At 38.8% G+C, this 23,890-nt stretch carries 23 protein-coding genes; 6 read left to right on the plus strand and 17 right to left on the minus strand.

Features of this window, described 5'->3' with window-relative positions:
* Window positions 1–53: 53 nt before the first annotated feature.
* From JOC36_RS02235 to JOC36_RS02245, 3 genes are all read right to left on the minus strand, one after another.
* Window positions 54–425 (minus strand): hypothetical protein, encoded by a 372-nt coding sequence (locus tag JOC36_RS02235; protein ID WP_205144864.1) that lies wholly within the window; start codon window positions 423–425, stop codon window positions 54–56.
* 332 nt (window positions 426–757) lie between these two features.
* Window positions 758–2,062, minus strand: a complete 1,305-nt coding sequence (locus JOC36_RS02240; protein WP_205144865.1) for a PH domain-containing protein — start codon at window positions 2,060–2,062, stop codon at window positions 758–760.
* Window positions 2,059–2,589 (minus strand): PH domain-containing protein, encoded by a 531-nt coding sequence (locus tag JOC36_RS02245; RefSeq protein WP_205144866.1) that lies wholly within the window; start codon window positions 2,587–2,589, stop codon window positions 2,059–2,061. The genes JOC36_RS02240 and JOC36_RS02245 overlap by 4 nt, the downstream gene beginning before the upstream one ends.
* Before the next feature lie 654 nt (window positions 2,590–3,243).
* Here JOC36_RS02245 and JOC36_RS02250 point away from each other — a divergent pair.
* Entirely contained in the window at window positions 3,244–3,363 is a 120-nt protein-coding gene (locus JOC36_RS02250) for an enterocin L50 family leaderless bacteriocin (protein ID WP_205144867.1), read from the plus strand.
* Between the two features lie 226 nt (window positions 3,364–3,589).
* On the opposite strand, the gene JOC36_RS02255 is transcribed toward JOC36_RS02250, so the two are convergent.
* Window positions 3,590–4,993, minus strand: coding sequence for an APC family permease (locus JOC36_RS02255; protein ID WP_205144868.1), 1,404 nt, complete (start codon window positions 4,991–4,993; stop codon window positions 3,590–3,592).
* Window positions 4,994–5,422: 429 nt separating this feature from the next.
* Between JOC36_RS02255 and JOC36_RS02260 the strand changes: the two genes are divergently transcribed.
* On the plus strand, window positions 5,423–6,469 hold the full coding sequence (locus JOC36_RS02260) for a tRNA dihydrouridine synthase (RefSeq protein WP_205144869.1): 1,047 nt from the start codon (window positions 5,423–5,425) through the stop codon (window positions 6,467–6,469).
* A gap of 38 nt (window positions 6,470–6,507) precedes the next feature.
* On the opposite strand, the gene JOC36_RS02265 is transcribed toward JOC36_RS02260, so the two are convergent.
* The 7 genes from JOC36_RS02265 to JOC36_RS02295 form a co-directional block, all read right to left on the minus strand.
* Window positions 6,508–7,362, minus strand: a complete 855-nt coding sequence (locus JOC36_RS02265; RefSeq protein ID WP_205144870.1) for a YihY/virulence factor BrkB family protein — start codon at window positions 7,360–7,362, stop codon at window positions 6,508–6,510.
* A 29-nt stretch (window positions 7,363–7,391) separates the two neighbouring features.
* Window positions 7,392–7,622 (minus strand): hypothetical protein, encoded by a 231-nt coding sequence (locus JOC36_RS02270; protein WP_205144871.1) that lies wholly within the window; start codon window positions 7,620–7,622, stop codon window positions 7,392–7,394.
* A gap of 1 nt (window position 7,623) precedes the next feature.
* Complete coding sequence (locus tag JOC36_RS02275) at window positions 7,624–8,526, minus strand: alpha/beta hydrolase (protein ID WP_205144872.1); 903 nt, start codon at window positions 8,524–8,526, stop codon at window positions 7,624–7,626.
* Window positions 8,527–8,634: 108 nt separating this feature from the next.
* Window positions 8,635–9,987: an amino acid permease gene (locus JOC36_RS02280; RefSeq protein WP_205144873.1), complete on the minus strand. Its 1,353-nt coding sequence runs from the start codon at window positions 9,985–9,987 to the stop codon at window positions 8,635–8,637.
* Window positions 9,988–10,185: 198 nt separating this feature from the next.
* Entirely contained in the window at window positions 10,186–11,322 is a 1,137-nt protein-coding gene (locus JOC36_RS02285; RefSeq protein WP_205144874.1) for an AI-2E family transporter, read from the minus strand.
* Window positions 11,323–11,379: 57 nt separating this feature from the next.
* Complete coding sequence (locus JOC36_RS02290; RefSeq protein ID WP_205144875.1) at window positions 11,380–12,267, minus strand: UbiA family prenyltransferase; 888 nt, start codon at window positions 12,265–12,267, stop codon at window positions 11,380–11,382.
* A 156-nt stretch (window positions 12,268–12,423) separates the two neighbouring features.
* Window positions 12,424–13,248, minus strand: coding sequence for a transporter substrate-binding domain-containing protein (locus tag JOC36_RS02295; protein WP_205144876.1), 825 nt, complete (start codon window positions 13,246–13,248; stop codon window positions 12,424–12,426).
* Window positions 13,249–13,748: 500 nt separating this feature from the next.
* Between JOC36_RS02295 and JOC36_RS02300 the strand changes: the two genes are divergently transcribed.
* A complete protein-coding gene (locus tag JOC36_RS02300) occupies window positions 13,749–14,441 on the plus strand; it encodes an amino acid ABC transporter permease (RefSeq protein ID WP_205144877.1) in 693 nt (230 codons plus the stop codon).
* Window positions 14,368–15,189 (plus strand): amino acid ABC transporter ATP-binding protein, encoded by an 822-nt coding sequence (locus tag JOC36_RS02305; protein WP_205144878.1) that lies wholly within the window; start codon window positions 14,368–14,370, stop codon window positions 15,187–15,189. The genes JOC36_RS02300 and JOC36_RS02305 overlap by 74 nt, the downstream gene beginning before the upstream one ends.
* Before the next feature lie 69 nt (window positions 15,190–15,258).
* Here JOC36_RS02305 and JOC36_RS02310 read toward each other — a convergent pair whose 3' ends face one another.
* Entirely contained in the window at window positions 15,259–15,591 is a 333-nt protein-coding gene (locus JOC36_RS02310) for an ArsR/SmtB family transcription factor (protein WP_205144879.1), read from the minus strand.
* A 153-nt stretch (window positions 15,592–15,744) separates the two neighbouring features.
* Between JOC36_RS02310 and JOC36_RS02315 the strand changes: the two genes are divergently transcribed.
* Entirely contained in the window at window positions 15,745–17,613 is a 1,869-nt protein-coding gene (locus tag JOC36_RS02315) for a heavy metal translocating P-type ATPase (RefSeq protein ID WP_205144880.1), read from the plus strand.
* Window positions 17,614–17,674: 61 nt separating this feature from the next.
* Here JOC36_RS02315 and JOC36_RS02320 read toward each other — a convergent pair whose 3' ends face one another.
* From JOC36_RS02320 to JOC36_RS02340, 5 genes are all read right to left on the minus strand, one after another.
* Window positions 17,675–19,663 carry a PTS fructose transporter subunit IIABC gene (locus JOC36_RS02320; protein WP_205144881.1) on the minus strand — a complete coding sequence of 663 codons (1,989 nt, stop codon included), beginning with the start codon at window positions 19,661–19,663 and terminating at the stop codon, window positions 17,675–17,677.
* Between the two features lie 12 nt (window positions 19,664–19,675).
* Window positions 19,676–20,590, minus strand: coding sequence for a 1-phosphofructokinase (pfkB, locus tag JOC36_RS02325; protein ID WP_205144882.1), 915 nt, complete (start codon window positions 20,588–20,590; stop codon window positions 19,676–19,678).
* Window positions 20,587–21,360 carry a DeoR/GlpR family DNA-binding transcription regulator gene (locus JOC36_RS02330; protein WP_205144883.1) on the minus strand — a complete coding sequence of 258 codons (774 nt, stop codon included), beginning with the start codon at window positions 21,358–21,360 and terminating at the stop codon, window positions 20,587–20,589. Before JOC36_RS02330 ends, pfkB begins: the two co-directional genes overlap by 4 nt.
* Window positions 21,361–21,504: 144 nt before the next feature.
* Window positions 21,505–22,098 (minus strand): 5' nucleotidase, NT5C type, encoded by a 594-nt coding sequence (locus JOC36_RS02335; protein ID WP_205144884.1) that lies wholly within the window; start codon window positions 22,096–22,098, stop codon window positions 21,505–21,507.
* A 137-nt stretch (window positions 22,099–22,235) separates the two neighbouring features.
* Window positions 22,236–22,811: a TetR/AcrR family transcriptional regulator gene (locus tag JOC36_RS02340; RefSeq protein WP_205144885.1), complete on the minus strand. Its 576-nt coding sequence runs from the start codon at window positions 22,809–22,811 to the stop codon at window positions 22,236–22,238.
* 346 nt (window positions 22,812–23,157) lie between these two features.
* On the opposite strand from JOC36_RS02340, the gene JOC36_RS02345 reads away from it, so the two are divergent.
* Window positions 23,158–23,853 (plus strand): Sir2 family NAD-dependent protein deacetylase, encoded by a 696-nt coding sequence (locus tag JOC36_RS02345; RefSeq protein ID WP_205144886.1) that lies wholly within the window; start codon window positions 23,158–23,160, stop codon window positions 23,851–23,853.
* Window positions 23,854–23,890 lie beyond the last annotated feature (37 nt).

Genomic DNA, 23,890 nt, shown 5'->3' on the forward strand with positions numbered 1-23,890 from the left:
CACGTCTCTGTCCAAATTAGGGGAGCTTATCACTTACCATACAAGTAAGCCTTTTAGCCTTTATCTAATAAAGTCACTCGAATAAAAATTGCTGCAAGGAGCATTAAGGTTGCAGGAACAATCAAGAAAAATACAAACAAAACAAGCGCACCATACCCTACTAAACTAACCACTAAACCAGTTCGTTCTTGATTCGTCATTTTATTGGTTACCAAGATGAAAACTGATAACACTGCACCCGTGATGACTAGCATAGCTATGATTGCCCAGTACATTACGCCCATAAAACTGTCTAATGTATAAATATCTAACCACGAAATTTCACGTACAGTATTGTAAAACGTATTTGCCATAAAGCCACCCATAAATAAAATTGTATTCAAAATATCAATAAAGAATACAATCTTAACTAAAGTTTGTCGCATAGTTGAAGTTCCCTTTCAGTAAACGTGTATATATAAATTAATTATTATCATAACATACCGTCAGTAACTCTGGCCGACATATGCTCTTTTGTTACACCAATTGTTGTCTTTATGTCTAATCAACTATAAATGTCTTAACTAAAAATCCATCAGCTAGAACAAACTAACTGATGGGCTTCTATATTTTCTAAAGAATCCAACTGAAAATTATCTCAACTTTCTAAGCAACACCATTAAAAATATATTGTCCCGGTGCCCTTCACAAGTCTAAAATTTATGAAGGCTTTTACTTAACATCATAAAATTAGCTCCCAACCGGACCAACATAACCATCATTCTATTTCCGTAAACTTATTCGTCGGATTACGATCCGTCGATAAGCTGCGTAATTTCATTACATTCATCATTGATGTCTTACTTTGTACTCCCACAAAATCTTGAGGAATATAATATGTTTTTTTATTAACAATGCCTTCTACTATCTCAAAGAAATTTTGTTTTTGATTAAAACGAATCGTTGTTAACATCGGTTTAGCAAAGACAGGTATCAATGTCATCAGGATAATTACTGGAATGAATCCAAACAAACTATATACTATACACAAGAGAAAAATGCACAACATCAAATAAATGATCATCAAGACAAGTTTTGTTGTCGACCATTGTTGTGTGACATCTACATCAACAAATTTGTATTCTGGTAAATATTTTTCAATCAGTTTCATTTTTCCCTTATTAGAAACCAGTGGAAAAATATAGTTTTTAGTACTATTTTCACCCTCGGATTCATCATTCAAAATGGCGGATACCGTACATAAACCTAAAATACGCAATCCAATATTTCGATCAATTTGGATGCCAGCAATATCATGTTTTAAAATTATATTTTCATCAGTATTTATAAAGCCATTGCGTACCACAAACTCATTTGAATAATCCATTATATTAAATTGAGAGAACTTCAAATACTGAACAACGATGGTAAACACCGGTACCATCAACACTATTAAAATAATTAAAATGTTGTCGATATGCAAACTAATACTTAGATACTTGCTAAGGGCCTCTCTAAATTCATTTAAATCTAATAAAAAAGGTACTAATAAAATATAGTTTGCGGAAAAAAGGCCAGTTAGAATCATCTTCTTAGGTGTGATTTTAACCTCAGGAATAGAACGATCACCACTACTATCCAAATTTTGTGTGTTTTTTGGTAACCCCTGCTCTATTTCTTGGAGATTACTATCATAGCAAGCTAAAAAACTAATTTCTTTTTGTTCTTCACCATTTTTAAAAAAGATTGTAATACCCGTTACCTTTAAAACCCTTTGCAGCCAATCCTGCTCTTTTCTATAATTTAAAATTCCTTTTTGTTGACTAATTTCTAGAATATGCTTTTCTAACTTACCATAACTTATGGTTAAGTTCCCATCGTGAGTAGCGTAAGTTGTATTCCAGTATTCTAGCAAAGCCGATAAAATTTTAAAACTGAAAAAAGCAATAACCACGCTGAATACAATGATACCCTTATGCAACCAAGCATTTAACAAATGTACTATGGGAATTAATATAATTGCATCCTGTATTAACTCCTTTAGTTTTATAACAAAATATAATGCTGACTGTCTTTTTTTCATACATTTTCTTCCAACAAATAATAATTATTAATGATTCTTTCCAAATCTTCCCGTATTAATCCATGAAACACATACTGTTTTGCTGCTGTTTGAATTTCTAAATCATAGATATGAAACAAATTTTGAATAATATTTGTTTTTTCAGAGACACCATAGATTTTGTCAAAAGGGATATAAGTTTTCTTGCTAATGAATCTTCCTCGCGTTAACTCAAAAGACTGCTTCTTTGCTAATTCCTTAATTTGAGCGGTTTGATAATAATTCTGATTTAAAAATGCTTCAAAAATGTAGCCTGCCACAAAAAATATCAGAACCATCATTTGGAACCACCCATTTATATTAAATACATTTAAAATCGCAATCAAAACACCTAATATACTGCCATCAATCAGTAAAGTGATTAAATTTAAATAATAAACTACTCGGTAACTTGGTTTCCATTTTTGATTATTGGTATCAAAATTCGCCATGATTAATTTTTCCTGCTTTTCTTTAATCTCATCTACTAAAAAGACATTCTTCGACATAAAAACATGAATGCATATAGCAAATACAATAGATCCATCAATATCGGATGCTTACAATTTGCAAAACAGCTAGTATTTAAAGTTTCTCACCTTTCTATCTCCTCCATTTATGTAAACGAACAAAGCAACAAAAATACTCTTGTAGTATACCAATATCCGTACTTTAATCAAGTTAATTCCTGTTTTTATAAATTCCTGCCGAATTTTTTATTTTAAGTCTTTTTTCAAATTTAAATTGCTGTTTACTATAATATTTTTATTTCTTAAAAATTAATTTTTCTGATAACAACAGGGTTTATTTTGATTTTTAAAAGTCAATAGTTCTCGAAATAAATCAAGCTTATATAATTGCATTATTAAGAGGGATATCCACTTTTAATACGAATTCTTCACACTTCTTTTACAAGAATGCCGGACATGATTGTAATCTCTATACACTAGTTGGCCGCTAGTTATTCATTCAAAACTTGTTTGTAAATTAAAGGAGATTTTTATTTATGAGTATCGCTTTACGTTTAGCTGCTAAATATGGAATGAGAAACTACAGGCGCATTATGCGTTGGATTGGTCAAGGCTACTCTGTAAATTGGATCGAAAAGAAACTTCGCGGACGCCATTAGTATCGACAGTATGAAATAAGAGGAGATTGTACCAATGGGAATTGCTTTACGATTGTCTGCCAAATATGGCAGACGGTATTATAGGAAAATTATGCAGTTACTAGGGGCAGGATGGACGATTAATCAAATTGAAAAATGGTTACGCCGTCACTAAATCATGATGGCATCAAAATATTGTTGCCTATACGGTTAGCTACTAAAAGTAGCGCTAAATTAAACTAGTAAATACTATCAACATATTCTTCGCCTAATTGAACAATCAACAATTCAAATACAAGCTACAATTTCATTAGCTAAAAAGCCGAAAAATCTGTGGCAACATACCGAAGATTTTTCGACTAACTCAGGCCTTAAAACAAAGCGTTTTTATAGCCATCATATTAATTTGAATTTAGTTTCGAATGACGCATCCCATAAGTAAAGTAGATGATTAATCCAATGACAAACCAAATTGCTGCCGCTACCAATGTATCTAATCGTAATTGGGTCATCAAAAAGAAAGAAAAGCCAGCTGCCACCAATGGCAAAATGGGATACCATGGCATCTTATAACCATCATGATTCAAATCCTTACGTTTCCGTAATGGGATAATCCCAAGCGACACAACCATAAAGGCTAACAATGTCCCCATATTAACCAAATCAACCAAGCGATCCAATGGTACAAATCCAGCAAACAAGGCCACAATCACTGTTGCGACCACCAACGCACGTCGTGGTTCTTCTTTTTGGTTCAATTGACCTAATTTACCAGGTAATAGGCCATCACGACCAATCGCATAGACTAAGCGCGATGAAGCATAGAGCATGGTATACATCATCGTAAACATACCGATTAGTGCCCCTATTGTAATAATTAGGGCCACCCCGTTTTGGCCAACCTTTTGCAAGGCTAATGCAACTGGATCCGCAACGTTAAGATCACGATAATTCATCATCCCCGTTAACACAAAAGCCACAGCAGCATACAATAAGGCTGCAATCGCTAACGTTCCAAAAATGCCAATTGGCATATTCTTTTTAGGATTTTTTACCTCGGCCGCTGAAGATGATAAAGCGTCAAAGCCTAAGAAAGCGAAGAATACCATCGCCGTCCCTGTTAAAATACCTTTTATACCGTACGCACCATGTGCACGGGCTGGAATAAAGGGTTGATAATTATTAGCTTTAATATAAAAGAAACCAACGACAACGAATAGGATTATAATACCAATTTTTACTAACACCATGACATTTTGGAAACGCTTTGATTCCTTCATCCCACCAGATAATAGAACGGCCAAACATAGTACAATTAATACTGCTACTAAATCAACATACGTTCCTTGACCAGGATTAAATGAACCAGCTAACGCTTGGGGCATCTTGAAGATTGGGCGCACTAAATTAGCAAAATAAGCAGACCAACCCGTTGCAACGGCAGCGACCGCCAAAAAATATTCCAAAATTAGGGCCCAGCCTAAAATCCAACCAATAATTTCACCAAAAATAATATTTCCATAGGAATACGCTGATCCGGCAACCGGTAAAGCCGAAGCCATTTCCGAATAAGCCATGGCAACTAACCCTGAAATCAAAGCTGCCAAAATAAAACTAATGACGACCCCTGGCCCAGCAGTCGTTGCAGCAACTGTCCCAGGTAAAATAAAGATACCAGTTCCAATCACAGCACCAATTCCTAAGCCCAATAAATCTTTTGCACCCAACGTTTTCGCAAAATGTTGGTCACTCTGCATATAATTTGACAGCGTCTCTTTTTTAAATATCCGTTTCAATAACTGCATATCTTTCTCCTCAAAAATCATAAAAAAAGTGCGATGGATTAATGACCAAACCCATCACACTTTAACCGACGCTATCATACCCCACGAGTAATCCAATGCTGTAAAGTTTCGGGATTGATCACCGAAACCCTACATAAAGAAACTTTACCTAGTTTTCGGAATACTTACCAAAAAAAGTAAAGTTTTTAAATGATTCAAGTGTCATCATTGTCTTTTGCATTGAACTTTCCCCCTCTTATTTAATGCTTATTCTAAACAAATTAATTATTGGTGTCAATATTCTAATCATAATCTCATTTAACTTTTTCACCATTTTTTATAAAATTGTCCGTCTATTGACATCCCTTTTCAGTAAGTTATATTAGTACTTGTTGTTATAGAACCAATTACTTTTAGTAATTTAAATAAAATATTTGAAAGGATTCTCTCATGGTACAAGCAAAATCTGCATTTTGGCAGAATATTGTCGATGCTGCACAACAGCATCCGGCCGTAGAAGGATTAGATAAGCTTCCTTTCTTTACTCTCGCCCCCATGGAAGCGGTCACTGATACCGTTTTCCGGCGCGTTGTCGCAAAAGCCGCGGCGCCCGATGCATTCTATACTGAATTCACCAACGCTCGTAGTATTTCACATCCTAAAGCTAAATTCACTGTTCAAGGCCGCCTATTTTTTGTTCCTGAAGAACAGACACCCATTGCCCAACTCTGGGGTGATCGCCCAATTGACTTCGAACTCGGCGTTGCTGATTGTAAAGCGCGCGGTTTTGAAGCCGTTGATATCAACATGGGGTGCCCTGATTCTACTGTCATTAAAAACGGTGGGGGCTCTGGCTTAATTAAAGACCCTGACCGGGCTGCTGAATTAATTGCAGCGGCCAAGACAGCTGGCCTACCTATTTCAGTTAAAACCCGCCTTGGTTTCAATAAACTTGATACTTTCCGTGAATGGATTCCATTCTTACTTAAGCAAGATATCCAAGTGCTCACAATTCATCTCCGCACACGAAAGGAAATGTCAAAAGTACCAGCGCACTTTGAATTTATCGATGAAATTCTAAAAATGCGTGACGAAATTGCTCCTGATACCTTAATCCAAATCAATGGTGATATTAAAGATCGTCAACAAGGATTAGAATTAGCCAAAGCACACCCTGGCATTGATGGGATTATGATTGGTCGTGGAATTTTTGAAAGCCCCTTTGCTTTTGAAGACACCCCTGTTGAACATACACTAGATGATTCATTAAATCTTTTGCGGATGCAATTAGATTTACATGATGAGTTTGATGCTCAATTCGGACCTACTAATTTCCAAAAACTCAAGCGTTTCTTCAAGATTTATGTCCGTGGCTTTTCATATGCCTCTGACTTACGAATTGCACTTATGGAAACAAAGTCTACTGATGAAGTTCGTCAAATCTTAAATGATTTCGATCAGCAATGGCAAGAAAAAAAGCAGAACAAAAATGAATAACAAAAAGCGCCTTTGGTTGTAAAACCAAAGACGTTTTTTTATTTATTAATAAAGTCACGATCTTCAAGCAAGGATGTAATCCATGCAATCATAATCTGAGCAATCACCATAATCACCGCAATCACATTAAGATATATCAACAAGACTAACAATGAACTCAAAGATTGATAAAAACTAACATTCTTTAACGCATGTGATGTATAAATACCAAATAGTGAATTTAATATGAAAATTAGCGCAATTTCAATTAACGATCCTAAAACCACTGGTTTCCAATGCATTTTTTCTGCTGGAATCACGTAATTAAACAATGACAATAAAATAACCAACGCAATAAAAGTATAGATGCCACTTTGTGACGCAATCTTCTTCAAAATGTCCAATCCTGAAATTGATGGTAGCATTTTAACCACCGTTGGTAAAATCGAATTCATCGCAATCACAGCAATTGAGGCTAATAGCAAAACCAGCATCCATAGAAAGCTCATAATCCGTGTTAATATGCCATTCTCTTCTGCATTAGAACCATAAATCGCATTGAACGCTTTACGAATTGTCGACAAAATACTACTTGCACTCCAAATCGCTACAATTACTGAAAGTGAAAGGGTACCAACACCTCCACTTAAAACTGAATCAACAATTGGAATCACAATATTTGCGACGCCAGTTGGCATTTGCAATTTCATCGTTTCATGAATTTGACCTTTGTCAACGCCAAGCAGACTAACCACTGACCCAATCGTCATAATCAAGGGTACCAATGACACAATCGTATAATAAGCAATTGTTGGACCAACCATTGTCGCATTACCACGCTGCCAATAAATCGCTAACTGAGGGAGATTCCACTTGTTAGCAAAGTTTTTGAGTTTGTTAACCCACTCCTTCATTCCTAACTCCTTTGTTTCACATGAAACATTTACCCATTGTTTTGGCCATCTAGATAATCCTTAACATAGTGATAAAAGCTCACCACCAATGAAAAGAAGTCCAAACCTGGGAAGAAAATAATATACATCCATTTTGTTGTTGCATCCATGGGTTTAAACATGGTACTAAACAACATATACATTAAGATATCAATCAATAATGAATATAAAAGCTGTCGTGGAGAAGCCCTTAAAAAGGTTCCTCGTGCTGAATTAAACATGTTATACCTCTAACCATTTCTTTAAGAAATCTGCTTTTACTTGAGTTAAGTGTTCACCCATATAATCATCAGGACCATGCACGCCATCTTCAATAATATAATATGGTGTTTTATCGGCCCCAATTTGGTCACGCGCAGCTGCCATCATATTTACCGTTTGTTGATATGGTACTACAGGATCTGCTCGGCCCACCATCGCAAGCATTGGTGGTAAATCAGGTGAAAAATAAGTGACCGGATTTACCGCCTCAACTAGTTCTGGTACATCTTTAGGGGCTCGTTGTCCAAATAATTGCCCTTGGAAAGAAATTGCTGTCCCCGTTTCTGGATACTTTGATTGCACGCCTGATTCGGCAAACTGTTCCTTGAATTTATCAAATTCATATGGGCCATACATCGCAATCACGGCTTGCACATCTTCAGAGACATCTGGATATTGACCAAAGTCGAGCTTTTCCATTGCGTTTACACCATGCGTTGCTGCAGTTGTCACGGCTAATTGAGCCCCTGAAGACTCACCCATCAAAGCAATCTGATTAGGGTTCAAATGATATTTTTCAGCATTCGCCCGGATGTAACGGATCACCGCTTTAACTTCATAAATCTGCGTTGGGAAAGGCGCATCATGCAATAATGAATAATCCATACTGACAACTGCAAACCCATCTTGACGTAATAAGCGTAAAGCTGGTTCTAACTTATGTGAGCTTTTATCACCAAAATAAAGACCGCCACCAAAAATATCAATAATGACTGGATAAGTTGTAGCCGTTTGGTTTGGTAAATAAATATCTAATTGATGTCGGTTTCCCGCCATATATGGAATATCCAACCACTTTGTCTGAATATCATCGACTTTTGCATATGAACGTTGGTAGTTACGATCAATAAATCTTTCGGCCATCCTGCTTTCCCCCACAAAAATTGTTTACTAGCCATTCTACCACTAAACCAGACTCCGTTTATACATTGGCATAAAAAAAATCAGTCGATTCCGACTGATTTACTTTACTTATAATTTTTTAGGTAAGCGTAGACTAATGACAGTCATAATTGCAAACCAGACTAATGCCAATACCGCCGTCAATTGTGTTTCCTTCGTAATCAACAAGATAATGTAAATTCCAATTAAGAACGCAATCGTCAAGTAATCAGTGTAAGGTGCCCCAGGCATCTTAAACTTCTTCTCACCATTAGCGTAATCGTCACTCTTACGGAAAACTAAGTGCGATACGACCAACACAGCATAAATAACAACGAACGCTGCAGAGGCAACTGATGTAATAATTTCAAATGCGCCATCTGGTGAAACATAATTAATCAACGCTGCAAATCCAATCAATAACGTTGAAATCGTAATACCATTAAATGGTAACTTACTCTTATTCAACTTATGGAAACGTGATGTCTCTGGTGTTAGTGAATACAACATCCGACCGGTAGTAAACAAGGCACTGTTCAAAGATGAAGCAGCTGCTGTCAACACAACGAAATTAATAATTCCAGCTGCTGCTGTGATTCCAATTCCTGAGAAGACTTGCACGAATGGTGATTGTGCTGCTGAGTAATTCGTCCAAGGTTGGATACTCATAATGGCAATCAAAGCACCGATATAGAAAATCAAGATCCGCACGATAATAGAATTAATCGCTTTCGGAATGACCTTGTTAGGATCCTTGGCTTCAGCCGCTGTAATTCCAACGAATTCAATTCCTAGGAAAGCAAAGAAGACCATTTGGAACGCTGACAAAATTTGATGTCCATGATGGGCAACAAATCCATATTTCCAAAGATTTGAAAGGCTTGCCACACCAGCAGACGTCTTGGTGTGCATTACCACCATAATAAATCCAGTTAGAATCATGGCTAGAATGGCAATAATTTTAATCATTGAGAACCAATATTCGGTTTCACCAAAGGCACCCACCGCAATAATATTAATTAAGTACAAGACCACTAAGAAACCTAATGCCCAGATCCAAACCGGAATGGTTGGGAACCAGAATTTCATATAAGTTCCAATCGCGGTTAGTTCAGCCATGGCAATCGTGACCCAGCCCAACCAATAGGTCCAGCCAATCACAAAACCAGTTCGTAATCCTAAATATTTCTCAATAAAACCAACAAAAGTTGGTTGGTCTGTATCCGTTAGTAATAATTCACCTAAGGCTCGCATCATCCAGAACATAAACAAGCCTGTAATGATATAAATTAATAGGATTGAAGGTCCAGCCGCACTGATTGACTTTCCAGCTCCTAAGAACAATCCAGTTCCGATTGTTCCACCTAAGGCGATCATCTCAACATGTCGTCCAGATAGTCCGCGTTCAAATCCTTGCGACGGACCGTCATTTTGAGTAGACATAACTTAAGCCTCACTTTCTCTATTCCATTTTTTTACGCTTATGGCGTACTAGTTAGTTATTCATTATAAATTACTCACATTATTTTGCAATACATTAACCAAACAGCATTTGTATCTTTGATAAATTTTTAACAAACAACTTTACTTACAATTTTTTTCAATAAAAAAAGACGGAATCCGTCTCTTTTTACCATGAATTTATTCATTAACCGTTTTTGCTGTTTCATTCGCTGAATCAGATTTATGCACCTTCCAGAGTTGCCAAGCATACACAACCAAAGTCCGTACAATCGCGTATGCTGGCACAGCTAGAATCATCCCTGGAATACCAGCAATATTTCCAGCTGCTAACAACAAGACCAAAATTGTTAGTGGATGAATTTGCAATGTATTTCCAATAATTTTTGGATAAATGACATTACTATCGATTTGTTGAACAACCAACACAATAATTGTGACAAAGATAAATTGCTTTAAGCCACCTTGCATCAAGGCAACAATCGCAGCAGGTATATAACCAATATATGGCCCAACGTATGGAATCATATTAGTTAACCCAGCGACTACTCCCAACAAAAGGGCATACTCTTGACCAATTAAGAAATAACCAATAGTGGTAAAAACTCCCACAAACAACATTTCGATGGCTTGCCCACTGATATAGTTTGAGATGGTTTTATCTAGACGTTGCAAAATATCTGCCACTTTTTCTTTATTCTTAGGAGCAAAGAACTTTTGCAAGAATGGAGAAAGCTTATTACCATCCAACAGCATATAAATCGTCATCACGGGTACCGTAATGGCAGTAACAACCACTGTGGTTAACGTACCTACTAATGAACCAACACTGTTAGCAGTGCCCATGACAAACTTACCAGCATGCTTTTGAACTTGGCGTTGAATTTTTCCAAAATCAATTTCCTGGCTCAAGCGTTGAATCATCTCATGATCATTAAGGCTATTTAACCAATGTTGTAACGCAGTAATCGTACTTGGCAAGCTAGCCACAATCTTAGTGAGTTGTTGCACCAAACTAGGAATAAACATCAAAGCCGCTAATGCAATAATTGCTAAGAATAAAATCATCACAATCGCCACACTCAAGCCACGGCTGAGTTGAAATTTACCAAGCTTTACCTTGTTAAGTAATTTGACCAATGGATTCATCAAATAATACAAGAATCCTGATAGCAACAATGGGACAAAAACGGCCCCAATAAACTGTCCAATGGGTTGTAATAAAAACTGTAACTGCGACAAAACCCAAATCAATACGACAATTGCCAATACTTCAAGCGTCCAGAATAACAATTTTGATTGTTTCAGACGTTCCATAAATCGTCTCCTCTTCTGATGTTAATAATATTTTTGAATACGAAAAAATCAATTCTACTATACAAATAATGCAATAATCAAACCAATTCCCAAAGTAACGGAAATTGCCACCACATTTTTGATAGCCAAGGGGAAGTTTTTCTTTTGTGGATCAGCTTGGAAACGCTGCACATTTTTGTAAACCACTGGAATCGAAATCAGAGCTAATAAAGCAGGCCAAGGCAAAATATTTAGTACCACCGCCACTAACAATACGAGATAACCAGCAGCGTAGACGTAACCAAACAGCTTTAAAGCCCGTGGCTTTCCTAAATGAGCCACAAGTGTGTGCCGACCTTCAGCCAAATCTTCCTCATAGTCACCAATATTGTTAGCCAACATAATATCCGCAATCGCAAACCATGCAATCGCCGAAGCTAACATAGCATGCCAGACCAACGTCCAATTAAGTAATGGCGCTACATTCACATAAACAGCAGCTAGGAAAATCAAATATCCCATCGTTAAGCCTGAGGCCAATTCACCAAATGGCGTCCGTGATAAGGGCAACGGCGTTCCAGCATACCAATATGCCACTAAGAAACCAATCAAGCCCATCACTAAGAGGGGCCAACCCGTTCTAGTTACCAGCCATAAACCGATGACTCCCGCAAAAGCGACTAAGCTTAGCAAAACCACCCAAACTTGCTTTTGCGTATAGCCAGCAGCACCAACAATGTTATTAACACCTTGTTTCCATTCTTCACTCTTAGCTGAACGATAGTCCTGCAAATTATTCCAAACATTAACGCCCATCTGTAGTGCAAAAGCAACTAAGGCAAACATGACCGCATTCATCCCATTAAATTGATGATATTCATTTAATGTCCATAAATAACCCAACAATAATGGTAGGGCACTGGCGACTAATGATTGGATTTCAACCAATTTCAAAAATTGTTTCACCGTATTTTCCTCATTTCAAAAACTTATATCTCTCAAATTATGCACCTTGATAGCGTTTACAGACAAGCCCCAGTTAGGGAAGCCGACATGCTTGCCCCGCTTCAAAATAAAAAGGTCATTTGTTGAACAAATGACCTTTAAATATTTTAGTATTGATTATTTCTTGTCATCGTGATCTTTCTTCACTGACTTACTACCACTTAAGTCCTTGTCAAAGTACTTCTTAGAAAGCTTCGTCAAAGTACCATCCTTCTTAAGCTTGTCTTGTGCCTTCGTGATGCGCTTTGCCAATTGCTTGTCATCCTTGTTTAGCATTGGGGCCGCATTTGAACTATCCAAATCCTTCGTTGGGATTGCCTTCAAATCGGTCTTTGGATGTTGCTTCTTATACACACCCCAGGCATCTTCAGCGTTCAAGGTTGCATCAGCCTTACCAGAGTTCACCAAATCAAGCGATTCAGCAAATCCAGGCGCACTTACGATATTTGCCTTCGCCTTTAAGGCTGCTTGTCCATAGTTTGATGAAGTTGTTTGAGCCGCCTTCTTACCCTTTAATTGGCTAACCTTATGAATATCTGAATCCTTTTTAACGATAATCACTGCTTGAGACTTCAAATAGTCACCACCAAAGGCGTAGTGCTTCTCACGTTGCTTGGTTTTACCCATATCATTGTAGACAACGTCATACTTGTTTGAATCCAATCCTGAAACCAATGAATCAAATTTTGTTTGCACGAAAACTGGCTTAAGGCCCATTTCCTTGGCAACTGCTTTGGCTACTTCAACATCATAACCAACTAACTTACCAGACTTATCCTTATATGAGAATGGAGCGTAAGTTCCTTCCAACCCAATCGTTAGTTCACCCTTATGCTTTAATTGTGACTTATAAGAATCCGCTGAGGCCGTATTAGTATACAAACCTAAGCCCAAGACACCAGTAGCAGCAACAGCAACAGTTGTTTTAATTAGTTTATTCATGATTAATTCCGATCCTTTATTAATTTTTGATTACAACTATACAAATTCAATAAATTTATTCAGAAAGCCAACATCGTTTGCTTAACATGATCATGATGATTTCTCTTTTCCCTTTTGATTATGCCCACAGCATAACGATGTTTTTTTAAACTGTCAAACGCTTTTTTAAGCTATCGTCCATCCCTTGATGGGAGATAGCCTGCCGTATCAAGTTTTTTGAGTACTAATAAAAAGTTAATAATTTTATTTAGACCAAATCCGGGCGGTTTCTTGCTTTTTGTTAGTAAGTTAAATATAATTAAAGACATATACAAAGCAGTTGGAGGACCGAACAGATGCAACATACTTACACACAAACATTAAACTGCATCTGCCTAACGCGCGTTATGCGTTAGGTCGTTTTGGTGAACCATTCGATAGAACGTATTAAGCGCGCTAGGACCAATTTAGGATCTTAGGCGCTTTTTCTTTTGCTTAGTGAATTTTGAAAGGACAACATCATGTTAGATTTTATTAAAACATATGCCCCCCAATTAATTGTGGCCGGTTTAAAATATACCATCCCCCTCGCCCTCATTTCCTTTGCCATCGCTTTAGTACTGGCAGGATTAGTGGGTGTCTTACGTTCCTATCATCCTCAAACAACCGGCCTTAAGCGCCTGCCTTGGCGTCTTTTAGATGCTGTGCTAGGTGTTTACGTTTGGGCGTTTCGTTCAACACCAATGCTAGTACAGCTCTTTGTGGTCTTCTATGGTCTTCCTAAATTAGGCATCGCTTGGCTCCAACCTTCCGCTTGGCTAGCTGCGGTCGCTGTTCTTTCACTTAACACTGGTGCTTATGCCAGTGAAGCTATTCGAGCCGCAATATCGTCGATCCCAGATACGCAACGAGAAGCTGCTGCTGCACTTGGTATGACCGATCGCCAAACCTTTGTGCGCATTATTTTGCCACAAGCAGCTCGAATTTCAATTCCAACCTTGGCTAATTCATTTATTTCCCTCATCAAGGATACTTCATTAGCTTCAACTGTGACGATTGTTGAAATGTTCTATCTTTCACAGCAATTGGCTGCTGCAACGTTCGAGCCATTACAGATGTACCTATTGGTAGCTGCGCTTTATGCCATTTTCGTCACAATTCTTTCAATCCCACAACGTTACATCCAACGTTGGGCTGATCGCTTTGTTAAATAAGAAAGGACGCATTATGTTAAAACTAGAAAATGTTAATAAGACCTATACCGAACATCAAGCCCTTAAAGACATCAATGTGACCTTTAACCCCAACGAAACGACCGTCATTGTTGGGCCCTCTGGCTCTGGTAAATCAACCTTATTGCGATCATTAAACTTATTAGAAGAGCCTGAAACCGGTACTTACACTATTGATGATCAAACCATTAACTTTAATGAACCCATCGATAAGTCAACCTTGCTATGGGTTCGACGTAAAACTGGCATGGTCTTTCAACAACCACGGATGTTTGACCATTTAACTGTTCTTGGCAATATTATTGAAGCCCCAGTGCATGTTTTGAAACAATCAAAGGCTGATGCACGCAAAGAAGCCACAAAACTGCTTGAAGAAGTTGGTTTGGCTGATACGGCTAAACGTTACCCCTATCAATTGTCTGGTGGTCAAACGCAAAGAATTGCGATTGCGCGCGCTTTAGCTATGCATCCGGATTATTTGTTGTTGGATGAACCAACTTCAGCTCTTGACCCAGAAATTGAAGCACAAATCTTACGTATTCTTAAGCAGCTAGCAAATGAACATGAATCACTCATTATTGTGACTCATAATATGGAATTTGCGAAAAATGCTGCTGATCGAATGCTCTTCTTAGAAGATGGCGCGATTGGCTTTGATGGTACTCCTGATGAATTTTTCAATCATCCAACCGATCGTATTAATCGCTTCTTGAACGCTTATAAAATTTAAAAAAGCTTCTATAATAGATTAGATAGAAATATAAAAGGGACTTCGCTAAGCGAAGTCCCTTTTTTTATCCTATTTTTGTTGCCAAGGCTGTCCTTTATTAATGTGACTCGCATGTTCAAGGGTCTCATTGATGATATCCAAGACGTGTGGATCATCCAAGGCATAATAAATTGACTTACCCACACGTTCCATCTTAATCAGATGACCTTCTCGTAATAGCGCTAACTGATGAGAAATTGCTGACTGTTCCCCATCCAATAACTCAACAATTTCACTGACATTTAAAGCTTTTTGCTCTAGGATATATAAAATTTGCAAACGGGTTGGATTACTGAGCAATTTAAAAATATCATGCGCAGCCTCTAACTCTTCTGGATTAATTAATTGAACCTCATCTGCCATTACACATTCCCCTCGTGTTTTTATCCTCTATATCTTAACACACTAACTAATAATTAGCATAATATCAGGCTTTTATCCCTTGTAAAGCACTAAAACACATGATAATATTTACATATGAACAAAAGATAATATATAAATCAAACGAGGTGAACTATGACTAAGAAAGGAACATCACTAAGACTAAGTGCAACGCAAAAGCAACAAATCCTAGTGCTGATTGCAAGTGTCGTTTTTGGGATTGTCGCTTATTTATTGCCACATAACGCATGGCAGATTACATTTTATTTAATCGCCTATCTCCTAGCTGGAGGGCCTGTCCTCTTAAATGCCATTAAGCATATCGCCCATGGTGATTTCTTTGATGAAAACACCTTGATGAGTATTGCCACCATCGGTGCACTCATCTTAGGCCAATATCCTGAAGCGATTGCCGTCATGTTATTCTTTGAAATCGGCGAATTAATTGAAGAAACAGCCGTTGACCGCTCAAAGCGTTCAATCAAAGATTTGATTGCAATCAAACCCGAATATGCAAATCTTAAAGTAGATGATCATTATGAACAAGTTGCCCCTGAAAAAGTACAAGTCGGCGATGTACTCATGATTAAGCCCGGCGAAAAAGTTCCAGTCGATGGTGTGGTTATTCAAGGAACTTCCACTTTGAATACAGCTGCTTTGACGGGTGAATCGCTACCACGCAATACCCAGCCGGGTGAAGACGTCCTCAGCGGCTCAATTAATCTAGATGGCACACTGCAAATTGAAGTCACACATGCTTACGCAGATTCTACCGTTGCAAAAATTCTTGATCTTGTTGAAAATTCTGATTCAAATAAGGCTAAAACTGAAAAGTTCATTACCAAATTTGCTCATATTTACACGCCTGTCGTGGTCGGCATCGCTGCCTTATTGGGAATCATTCCACCCATCTTCTTTGGTGGTGACTGGTCAATGTGGATTCAACGCGCCCTCGTCTTCCTAGTCATTTCATGTCCCTGTGCCCTTGTCCTCTCGGTTCCCCTCGCATTCTTTGCTGGATTAGGTGCAACGTCTAAAAACGGCGTCTTGATTAAGGGAAGCAATTATCTTGAAGAACTGAATGACGTTAAAACGGTTGTCTTTGACAAAACGGGTACTTTAACCCAGGGTAGTTTTACTGTTACTAAGCTCCTACCAGTTGCTGGCGTCAATCAAAAGGATTTGCTTGATTATGCAGCAGCCGTTGAACAAAATTCAACCCATCCGATTGCCCGCTCAATTGTCCAAAGTTGTCCTGATGATTTAAGTCAGTTTACCGTCACTGATAGTCATGAAACATCTGGTCATGGTATTAGTGCCACTGTTAATGGCCATCAAGTTATCGTTGGTAATGAAAAAGCCATGGTCGACATCCCTCAAGCTGCAATTGAACTTGATGCCACTGGTACGACAGTTCTCGTTGCCGTCGACCAAACTTTCTGGGGTAGTATCGTCGTTGCCGATGAACCTAAGCAAGACGCCAAAAAGACGATTCAAGCGCTTAAAGCACAAGGGATTCAAACTGTCATGTTAACTGGTGATAATCAAAGCGTCGGTCAAAGTGTGGCCAAAGAACTAGGCCTAGACCAAGTCGTCACGAATCTATTACCAGCTGACAAAGTGACCGAAATTAAGAAATTACAACAAAGTACCGCACCGAATAAAGTTGCTTTCGTTGGAGATGGGATTAACGATGCCCCCGTCTTAATTCAAGCTGATGTTGGAATGGCCATGGGTAGTCTTGGTTCAGATGCAGCCGTTGAAGCAGCAGACATGGTGATTATGGATGATCAACCTAGTCGGATTCCAACGACTCAAAATATTGCAAAGTATACCCGTACCATTGTGATTGAAAATATTGTATTTGCCCTCGCAGTTAAAACCATTTTCCTATTACTAGGTGCCTTTGGTTTGGCCAACATGTGGGAAGCCGTCTTCTCTGATGTTGGGGTTACAGTCTTAGCTGTTCTCAACTCAATGCGGATTCTCCATCATAAAGTTTAAAAAGTTTCACATGAAACAAAAAAGCGACGTTCAAATGAACGTCGTTTTTATTTTAGTTTAATTAAGCTGCGGCATCTTCATCAGGTACCTTCACAATCCCGTAAATAATTCCGGAAGCCAAAGCACCAATTGCGATGTACAACAAGTACATCCATGGTGAATTAGTTAAAGCAACCACGAAGATACCACCATGCGGAGCAAGTAATTTGATACCTGACATACCAACCAAACCACCAGTCACTGCAGCACCAATCGCAAAACTTGGAATTGAACGAATTGGATCAGCAGCAGCAAATGGGATGGCTCCTTCAGTAATAAAGCTCAAGCCCATGACGATATTAGTCATACCAGCTTCACGATTCTTCTTACCAAACTTATTCTTAAAGAGCATCGTCGCCACAAAGATTGCCAAAGGTGGCACCATTCCACCAGCCATAACTGAAGCCATCACACTTGAGCCACCAGTTGAAACGGTTTGTGCTAATGTACCAGTTGCAAAGACATAAGCCGCCTTGTTAATTGGGCCACCCATATCGATTGCCATCATACCACCTAGTAATGCCCCTAATAGGATTGCATTCGTTCCATTCATGCTATCTAGGAAGTTATTCAAACCAGTGTTAATAGCTGACATTGGGATGTTAATCAAAAGCATCAAGAATCCAGTAATCAAGACTCCAAAGACTGGGTAGAACAAAATTGACTTAATCCCATCAAGTGACTTAGGAAGCTTAGCCAAAGCTTTCTTAAGTAGCAAAACGACACCACCAGCAACGAATCCACCAACTAATGCGCCCAAGAATCCTGATGGCACCGGCATATTATTTGGATCCAAACCAACATTGTTAATGTTAAAGCCATTTGCAGCTAGAGCACCTGCTAAGAAACCAACTACTAATCCAGGTTTTTCAGCAATTGAATAAGCAATATATCCAGCCAAAACTGGCAACATAAAGTTAAAGGCAGTCGCTCCAATTTGCTTAAAGAAAGCTGCAGCAGGATGATATGTTCCTAAGTTAGCTAATTGACTGTGGGGAACCCCCATCGTTTGGTCAATTAAGAAGGCCAACGCAATGGCAATTCCACCACCAATCACGAATGGTAGCATGTTCGATACACCACTCATCAGATGACGGTAAAAGGCTTTCCCAATTGAAGCTCCCGTCATTGAACCACTATGTTCTTGACTTGAACTTGTGGTCGTTGCACCACCGTTACCATCTTTAGCATGGTAAACCGGTGCAGATCCATCAAGAGCTTCATCAATCAACTCTTCCGGATGACGGATACCTTCCGCAACCGGTTGGTTAACCAAGTGTTTGCCATCAAAACGATCCATCGCCACCTTCTTATCAGCGGCCACAATGACTCCTTTGGCTTCAGCAATTTCAGCATCGGTTAATTGATTGCCAACGCCACTAGCCCCATTTGTTTCAACACGAATCCGCACACCCATTTCAGTTGCTTGTTTCTTAAGTGACTCTTCAGCCATATAAGTATGGGCAATCCCAGTGGTACATGCGGTTACTGCAACAACCAGTGGTACATCTGGAGATTCTAGCTCCGTTTGTTGTGTGGCATCTTCATCAGATAATGCTTCCCCTTCATCTGCAAATAACTGGCGAACGTCTTCAGGCGTTTGAGCTTCCATTAAGGCATCACTAAAGCCATCCTTTAATAGATAACGTGATAGACTCGCCAACGCTTGCAAATGCGTATCACTCGCCGTATCGGGAACCGCAATCATGAACAACAAATGAACTGGTTTGCCATCCATAGCTTGGTAATCAACCCCTGGCTTTGAACGGGCAAAGACAATCGTTGGTCGCTTTACCGCTGCGTTCTTAGCGTGTGGAATCGCAATCCCGTCACCAAGGCCAGTCGTCGTTTGTTCTTCACGAGCTAAAATACCTTTTAAAAATTCATCTCGATCAGTGATGCGACCTGCATCATACAACTTATCGATCGTTTCTTTAAAGGCACCCGTTTTATCCGTCGCCTTTAAATCCATCACCATTGTTTCTGCTAATAACAAATCATTAATTCGCATAATTGAACTCCTCTAATCCAAGGCTTGGATTTCTACTTGCGTCAACATTTTCTCAATCATTTCCTTTTTGGCGATGTCGGCACTAAACGCCGTTCCACTACCACTAGCCACAGCGTGCTTAAAACTTTCCACCGCATCACGTTGCTTTAACCACTCTCCCACGAATCCGGCAATCATCGAATCACCAGCTCCGACAGAATTAACGACTTGACCTTTAATCGCTGGTGCAAAATAATCTCCGGCAGGCGTAAATAGTAAAGCTCCATCCCCAGCCATCGAAATAATTGCATTTTGCGCTCCATCAGCGAGCAAGCGATGTCCAGCCGCCTTTAAAGTTGCTAATGAATCGACTGGCGTCTGGTACAATTCAGCAATTTCATCCCGATTTGGTTTTACCAATAATGGATGCTTAGGTAGTGCCTGTGCTAAGGCTGCACCTGTCGTATCAATGACAAAATTAGCTCCGTGGGCCTGAATTTGATCGATTAGCTCATGATAAATTTCTGGAGCAACTCCAGTGGGAATACTACCAGAAAGAATGACCACATCGGCATCAGTTAATTGCTCAAACTTGGCTTTAAAATCTGCTAATTCTGCGGCCGTAATCTCTGGCCCACCACCGTTGATTTCGGTTTCTTGGTCGGCTTTTATTTTGATATTAATGCGACTCGGTGCACTGACCGGCGTGAAATCAGCTTGCATGGCTTCATTTTCTAAATTTTTTAGAATAAAATCGCCGGTAAAATTACCTAAGAAGCCCCACATAGTTGAAGGAATCCCTTGTTGATTCAACAAGCGACTAACATTAATGCCTTTCCCTCCAGGAAAGAAAGTCGTACTTTTGGCACGATTTGTTTCGCCTAATTGTAAATCGTCCACTTGGACAATATAATCAATCGACGGATTTAGAGTTACTGTATAAATCATTGTTCATCCTCCGTAATTATTAAATCAGTTTGTCGAGCCATTTCATCAATATCAAGCATTCCCTTCGTCGCCTGATTAGTGATTAACATTGCCGCCGATAAATCTGCAACTTTACTAAAGTCATCTCGCTTAAACTTACTTGTATCCGCTAACACAATCGCCTGGCGACTTCGCTGCATCACGTGTCGTTTCATCGCAGCTTCTTCTAAATCAGGTGTGGTATACCCTTGCTGTAAAGACACGCCATTAATTCCTAAAAAGCTCACATCAAAGGTCAACTGTTGAATTTGGGATAAAGCATCCGTCCCAATAATTGCATTCGTTGTTAACTTCAAGCGTCCACCAATCATCAAGACAGCAATCCCCAAATCAGCTAATTTAGCAGCATGATTAACAGAATTCGTCACAACCGTCACGCTTGGTCTAATATCTGCTAATAATGGAATCATTGCGTCTGTTGTCGTACCAGCATCTAAATAGATATTTTCGCCACCTTGCAAAAGCTTCACAGCTTGTTGTGCAATGGCTTGCTTAGCTACACGATTATTCCCTTGCTTTTCTAATAACGTTGGCTCAGCCACTGCTGGTTGATCATTAACTAATTCAACCCCACCATGAATCCGCCGAACCTGTTGATTAGCTTCTAAATGTGCTAAATCACGCCGTAACGTCGATTTTGAAACTAATAATAAGTCAGCTAATTCATTGACCGAAAGGCGCTGACGCTTCTTTAACAGCTTTAGAATTTTATCGTAACGTTCCGCAATCATCGTCTGGCCCCTTTAATTTGTAAGCGCTTTCTTTATTGAATAACTATACTATACTCACTTATGATTGTTTTAGCAAGCAATTTGCACCAAAAGTGCGCAAAAAAGGTGGACCATGTTCAAAACATCGTCCACCACAATTAATTATTATTCCCAATGCGCCTTTTCAAAAGATGCTTTATCCCCATGTAACTGATAGGTTTGGTCCGCATTTGCCTTTGCAATCGCAGCCCGCAATTCCGGTTGTTCCCGATAATACTTGGCAACCGTTTGTAAAAATGGCACTAAATCTTCTGTCCAAACCAATTTAGGATCCATCCCATATTGCAACCAGTAACTATCAGCCTGTTCATCATCCCAGGCACTAGCGCCATGATAGGGCCGATCGTCCAGCAAAATTCCGCCACCTTGGTGCACCAAGCCCTTATCATGGGCCATCACGACACGCTTATAAAAAGGATTCGACGCATCCTCACCAAAATAAGCTTTTAACCAATAAATTTTATCTTGCCAGGCACTTGGATTATTCCAAGGCGCTGTTGATAGGATATACAAATCAAAATCTTCCGCCAAAACTCGAATGGCTTCCAACGCACCAGCAATTGGCTTTAAATCACGAAAGATTCCAGGAATTTGATCTGGTTTCGCCACACTCTGCTTGCTCATATCTTGCGCATTCAAAACCGGCAAGGTATCAACAATTGTATTATCCATATCTAAAAACAGTTTTGGCTTGGCCATATTCTGCTACCTCATATCGTATTTAATTTCAAACTGACAAATCACAATCATTATAACGGTATTCAGGCATAAGGTGAAGCCACCAAAAAATAATCTTCACAAAAAAACAGCCAGAAGTGTGGCTGTTTTAATTAATTTTAGTCATTTTTTGCGTCACTTTGACTCACAATTGGTTTGATTTCCAACCAGGTTGATTCAAAGAGTGTTTTTAACAATGGATCCTGCCACGCGTTAACGAAATAAGGATGGTAAAACATCACAAAGGTTTGCATGACCGTTACTCCACGCTGGTGCCGGAATGTGTCCCAAGCCATAATATTTTCAACAATCTCAGAAAAGCTAACTAACCGTTGATTTAACAGCTCATGATTAGCTCGTAAGCGTTCTGCGAATAGCTTTGTTAGTTCTGGTTCATCAATAAAATGTTGTTGCCGCTGTGAGGCCAATAACCACAACCAATCGTGCAAACGGTCTTCACGCTCATCTGGCTTAGCGCGCTCATTTGCATCAAAAATTGGTTGATCAACTTTATCAATCCAGTCTTGTAACGTTTCATCAAATAAGTCTTCCTTATTTTTGAAATGCTTATATAAAGCTGCAGAGGTAATGTCCAATTTACGCGCAACATCAGCTAATCGGGCCTTATCGTACCCTTCTTCATTTAATACTTCACGTGCTGCCGCAAAGATTTGCGCTTCATTCACTTTAACCATGTAATTAAATTCCCACCTAAATTAAATTGCAACTTCCAATCCTAAAAACAATATAGCACAATTTTACCAGATTAAAAAAGGGTAAACCCATTAAGATTAAAATACAAAAAATATAGAAAAATTCATTTTCCACTTAATTTCCGGCTAAAAACCCCTTGGATTCGTTTATTTAGTTTCCTTTTTTAAAATTGTGAAATAAATTTCAATGTTCCTTTATTACTCTATCATGTTTAATTTTTATTTGTAAGGCTCAATCCCCTGTTAAATCACATCTTTTCAATATACCAATCATGTGTCTATAATTTAAAAAGACAGCTTAACCTAATTAGCATTGGAGGATTAACCTATGACACCAACTGAATTAACCAACTTAATCCAAAATGAACCCACTGTTTTTATTGTGGGCGCTGGTTTATCAACCGCTTCTGGTATCCGCGATTTTGCCAGCTTACAACAAGAATTTGATACAACCACACTGTTAAGCACTGAAGGATATTATCAACATTATTGGGACCAACATGATTTTATGGCGACTTATTTAATGCAACAAGATGCTAAACCTAACCTAGGCCATCAGTGGTTAGCCAAGCTTAGCCAGCAACCAAATATCCAACTCATTAGTCAAAACATCGATGATTTATTAGAAGCAGCCCACGTTAATTTAGACCACTTGCTAAAAATTCATGGTTCCCTCAATCGCTTTATTGACCGAAATGGCACTCCCGTGGATATGACACCTGCAGATTATGTTCGGTTAGATCACCAAAATCATCATAATTTTGTCCGCCCCGACATTGTCTTTTATGGCGAAAACGTTAAAGAAATGGATCGCGCACTGGCTTTAATGGCCCAAGCAAAATATTTAGTGGTTATTGGTTCACGCTTAAATGTCGCACCAGTTAACCAATTAGCTACATTTGCAAACCAACTTAAACAAATTATTGTCATCAATGATGAACCGGTCATGCCACTATTAACTCAAGCAGTCCCTGTTGAACAAATTACAACCAAGATTAATGACTGGTTAGCGCCTGCTAACTAAAAAAGGTGTCGGGAAAGATTTCCTGACATCTTTTTTG

The sequence above is a fragment of the Weissella uvarum genome (assembly GCF_016908785.1).
Classification (GTDB): Bacteria; Bacillota; Bacilli; order Lactobacillales; family Lactobacillaceae; genus Weissella; species Weissella uvarum.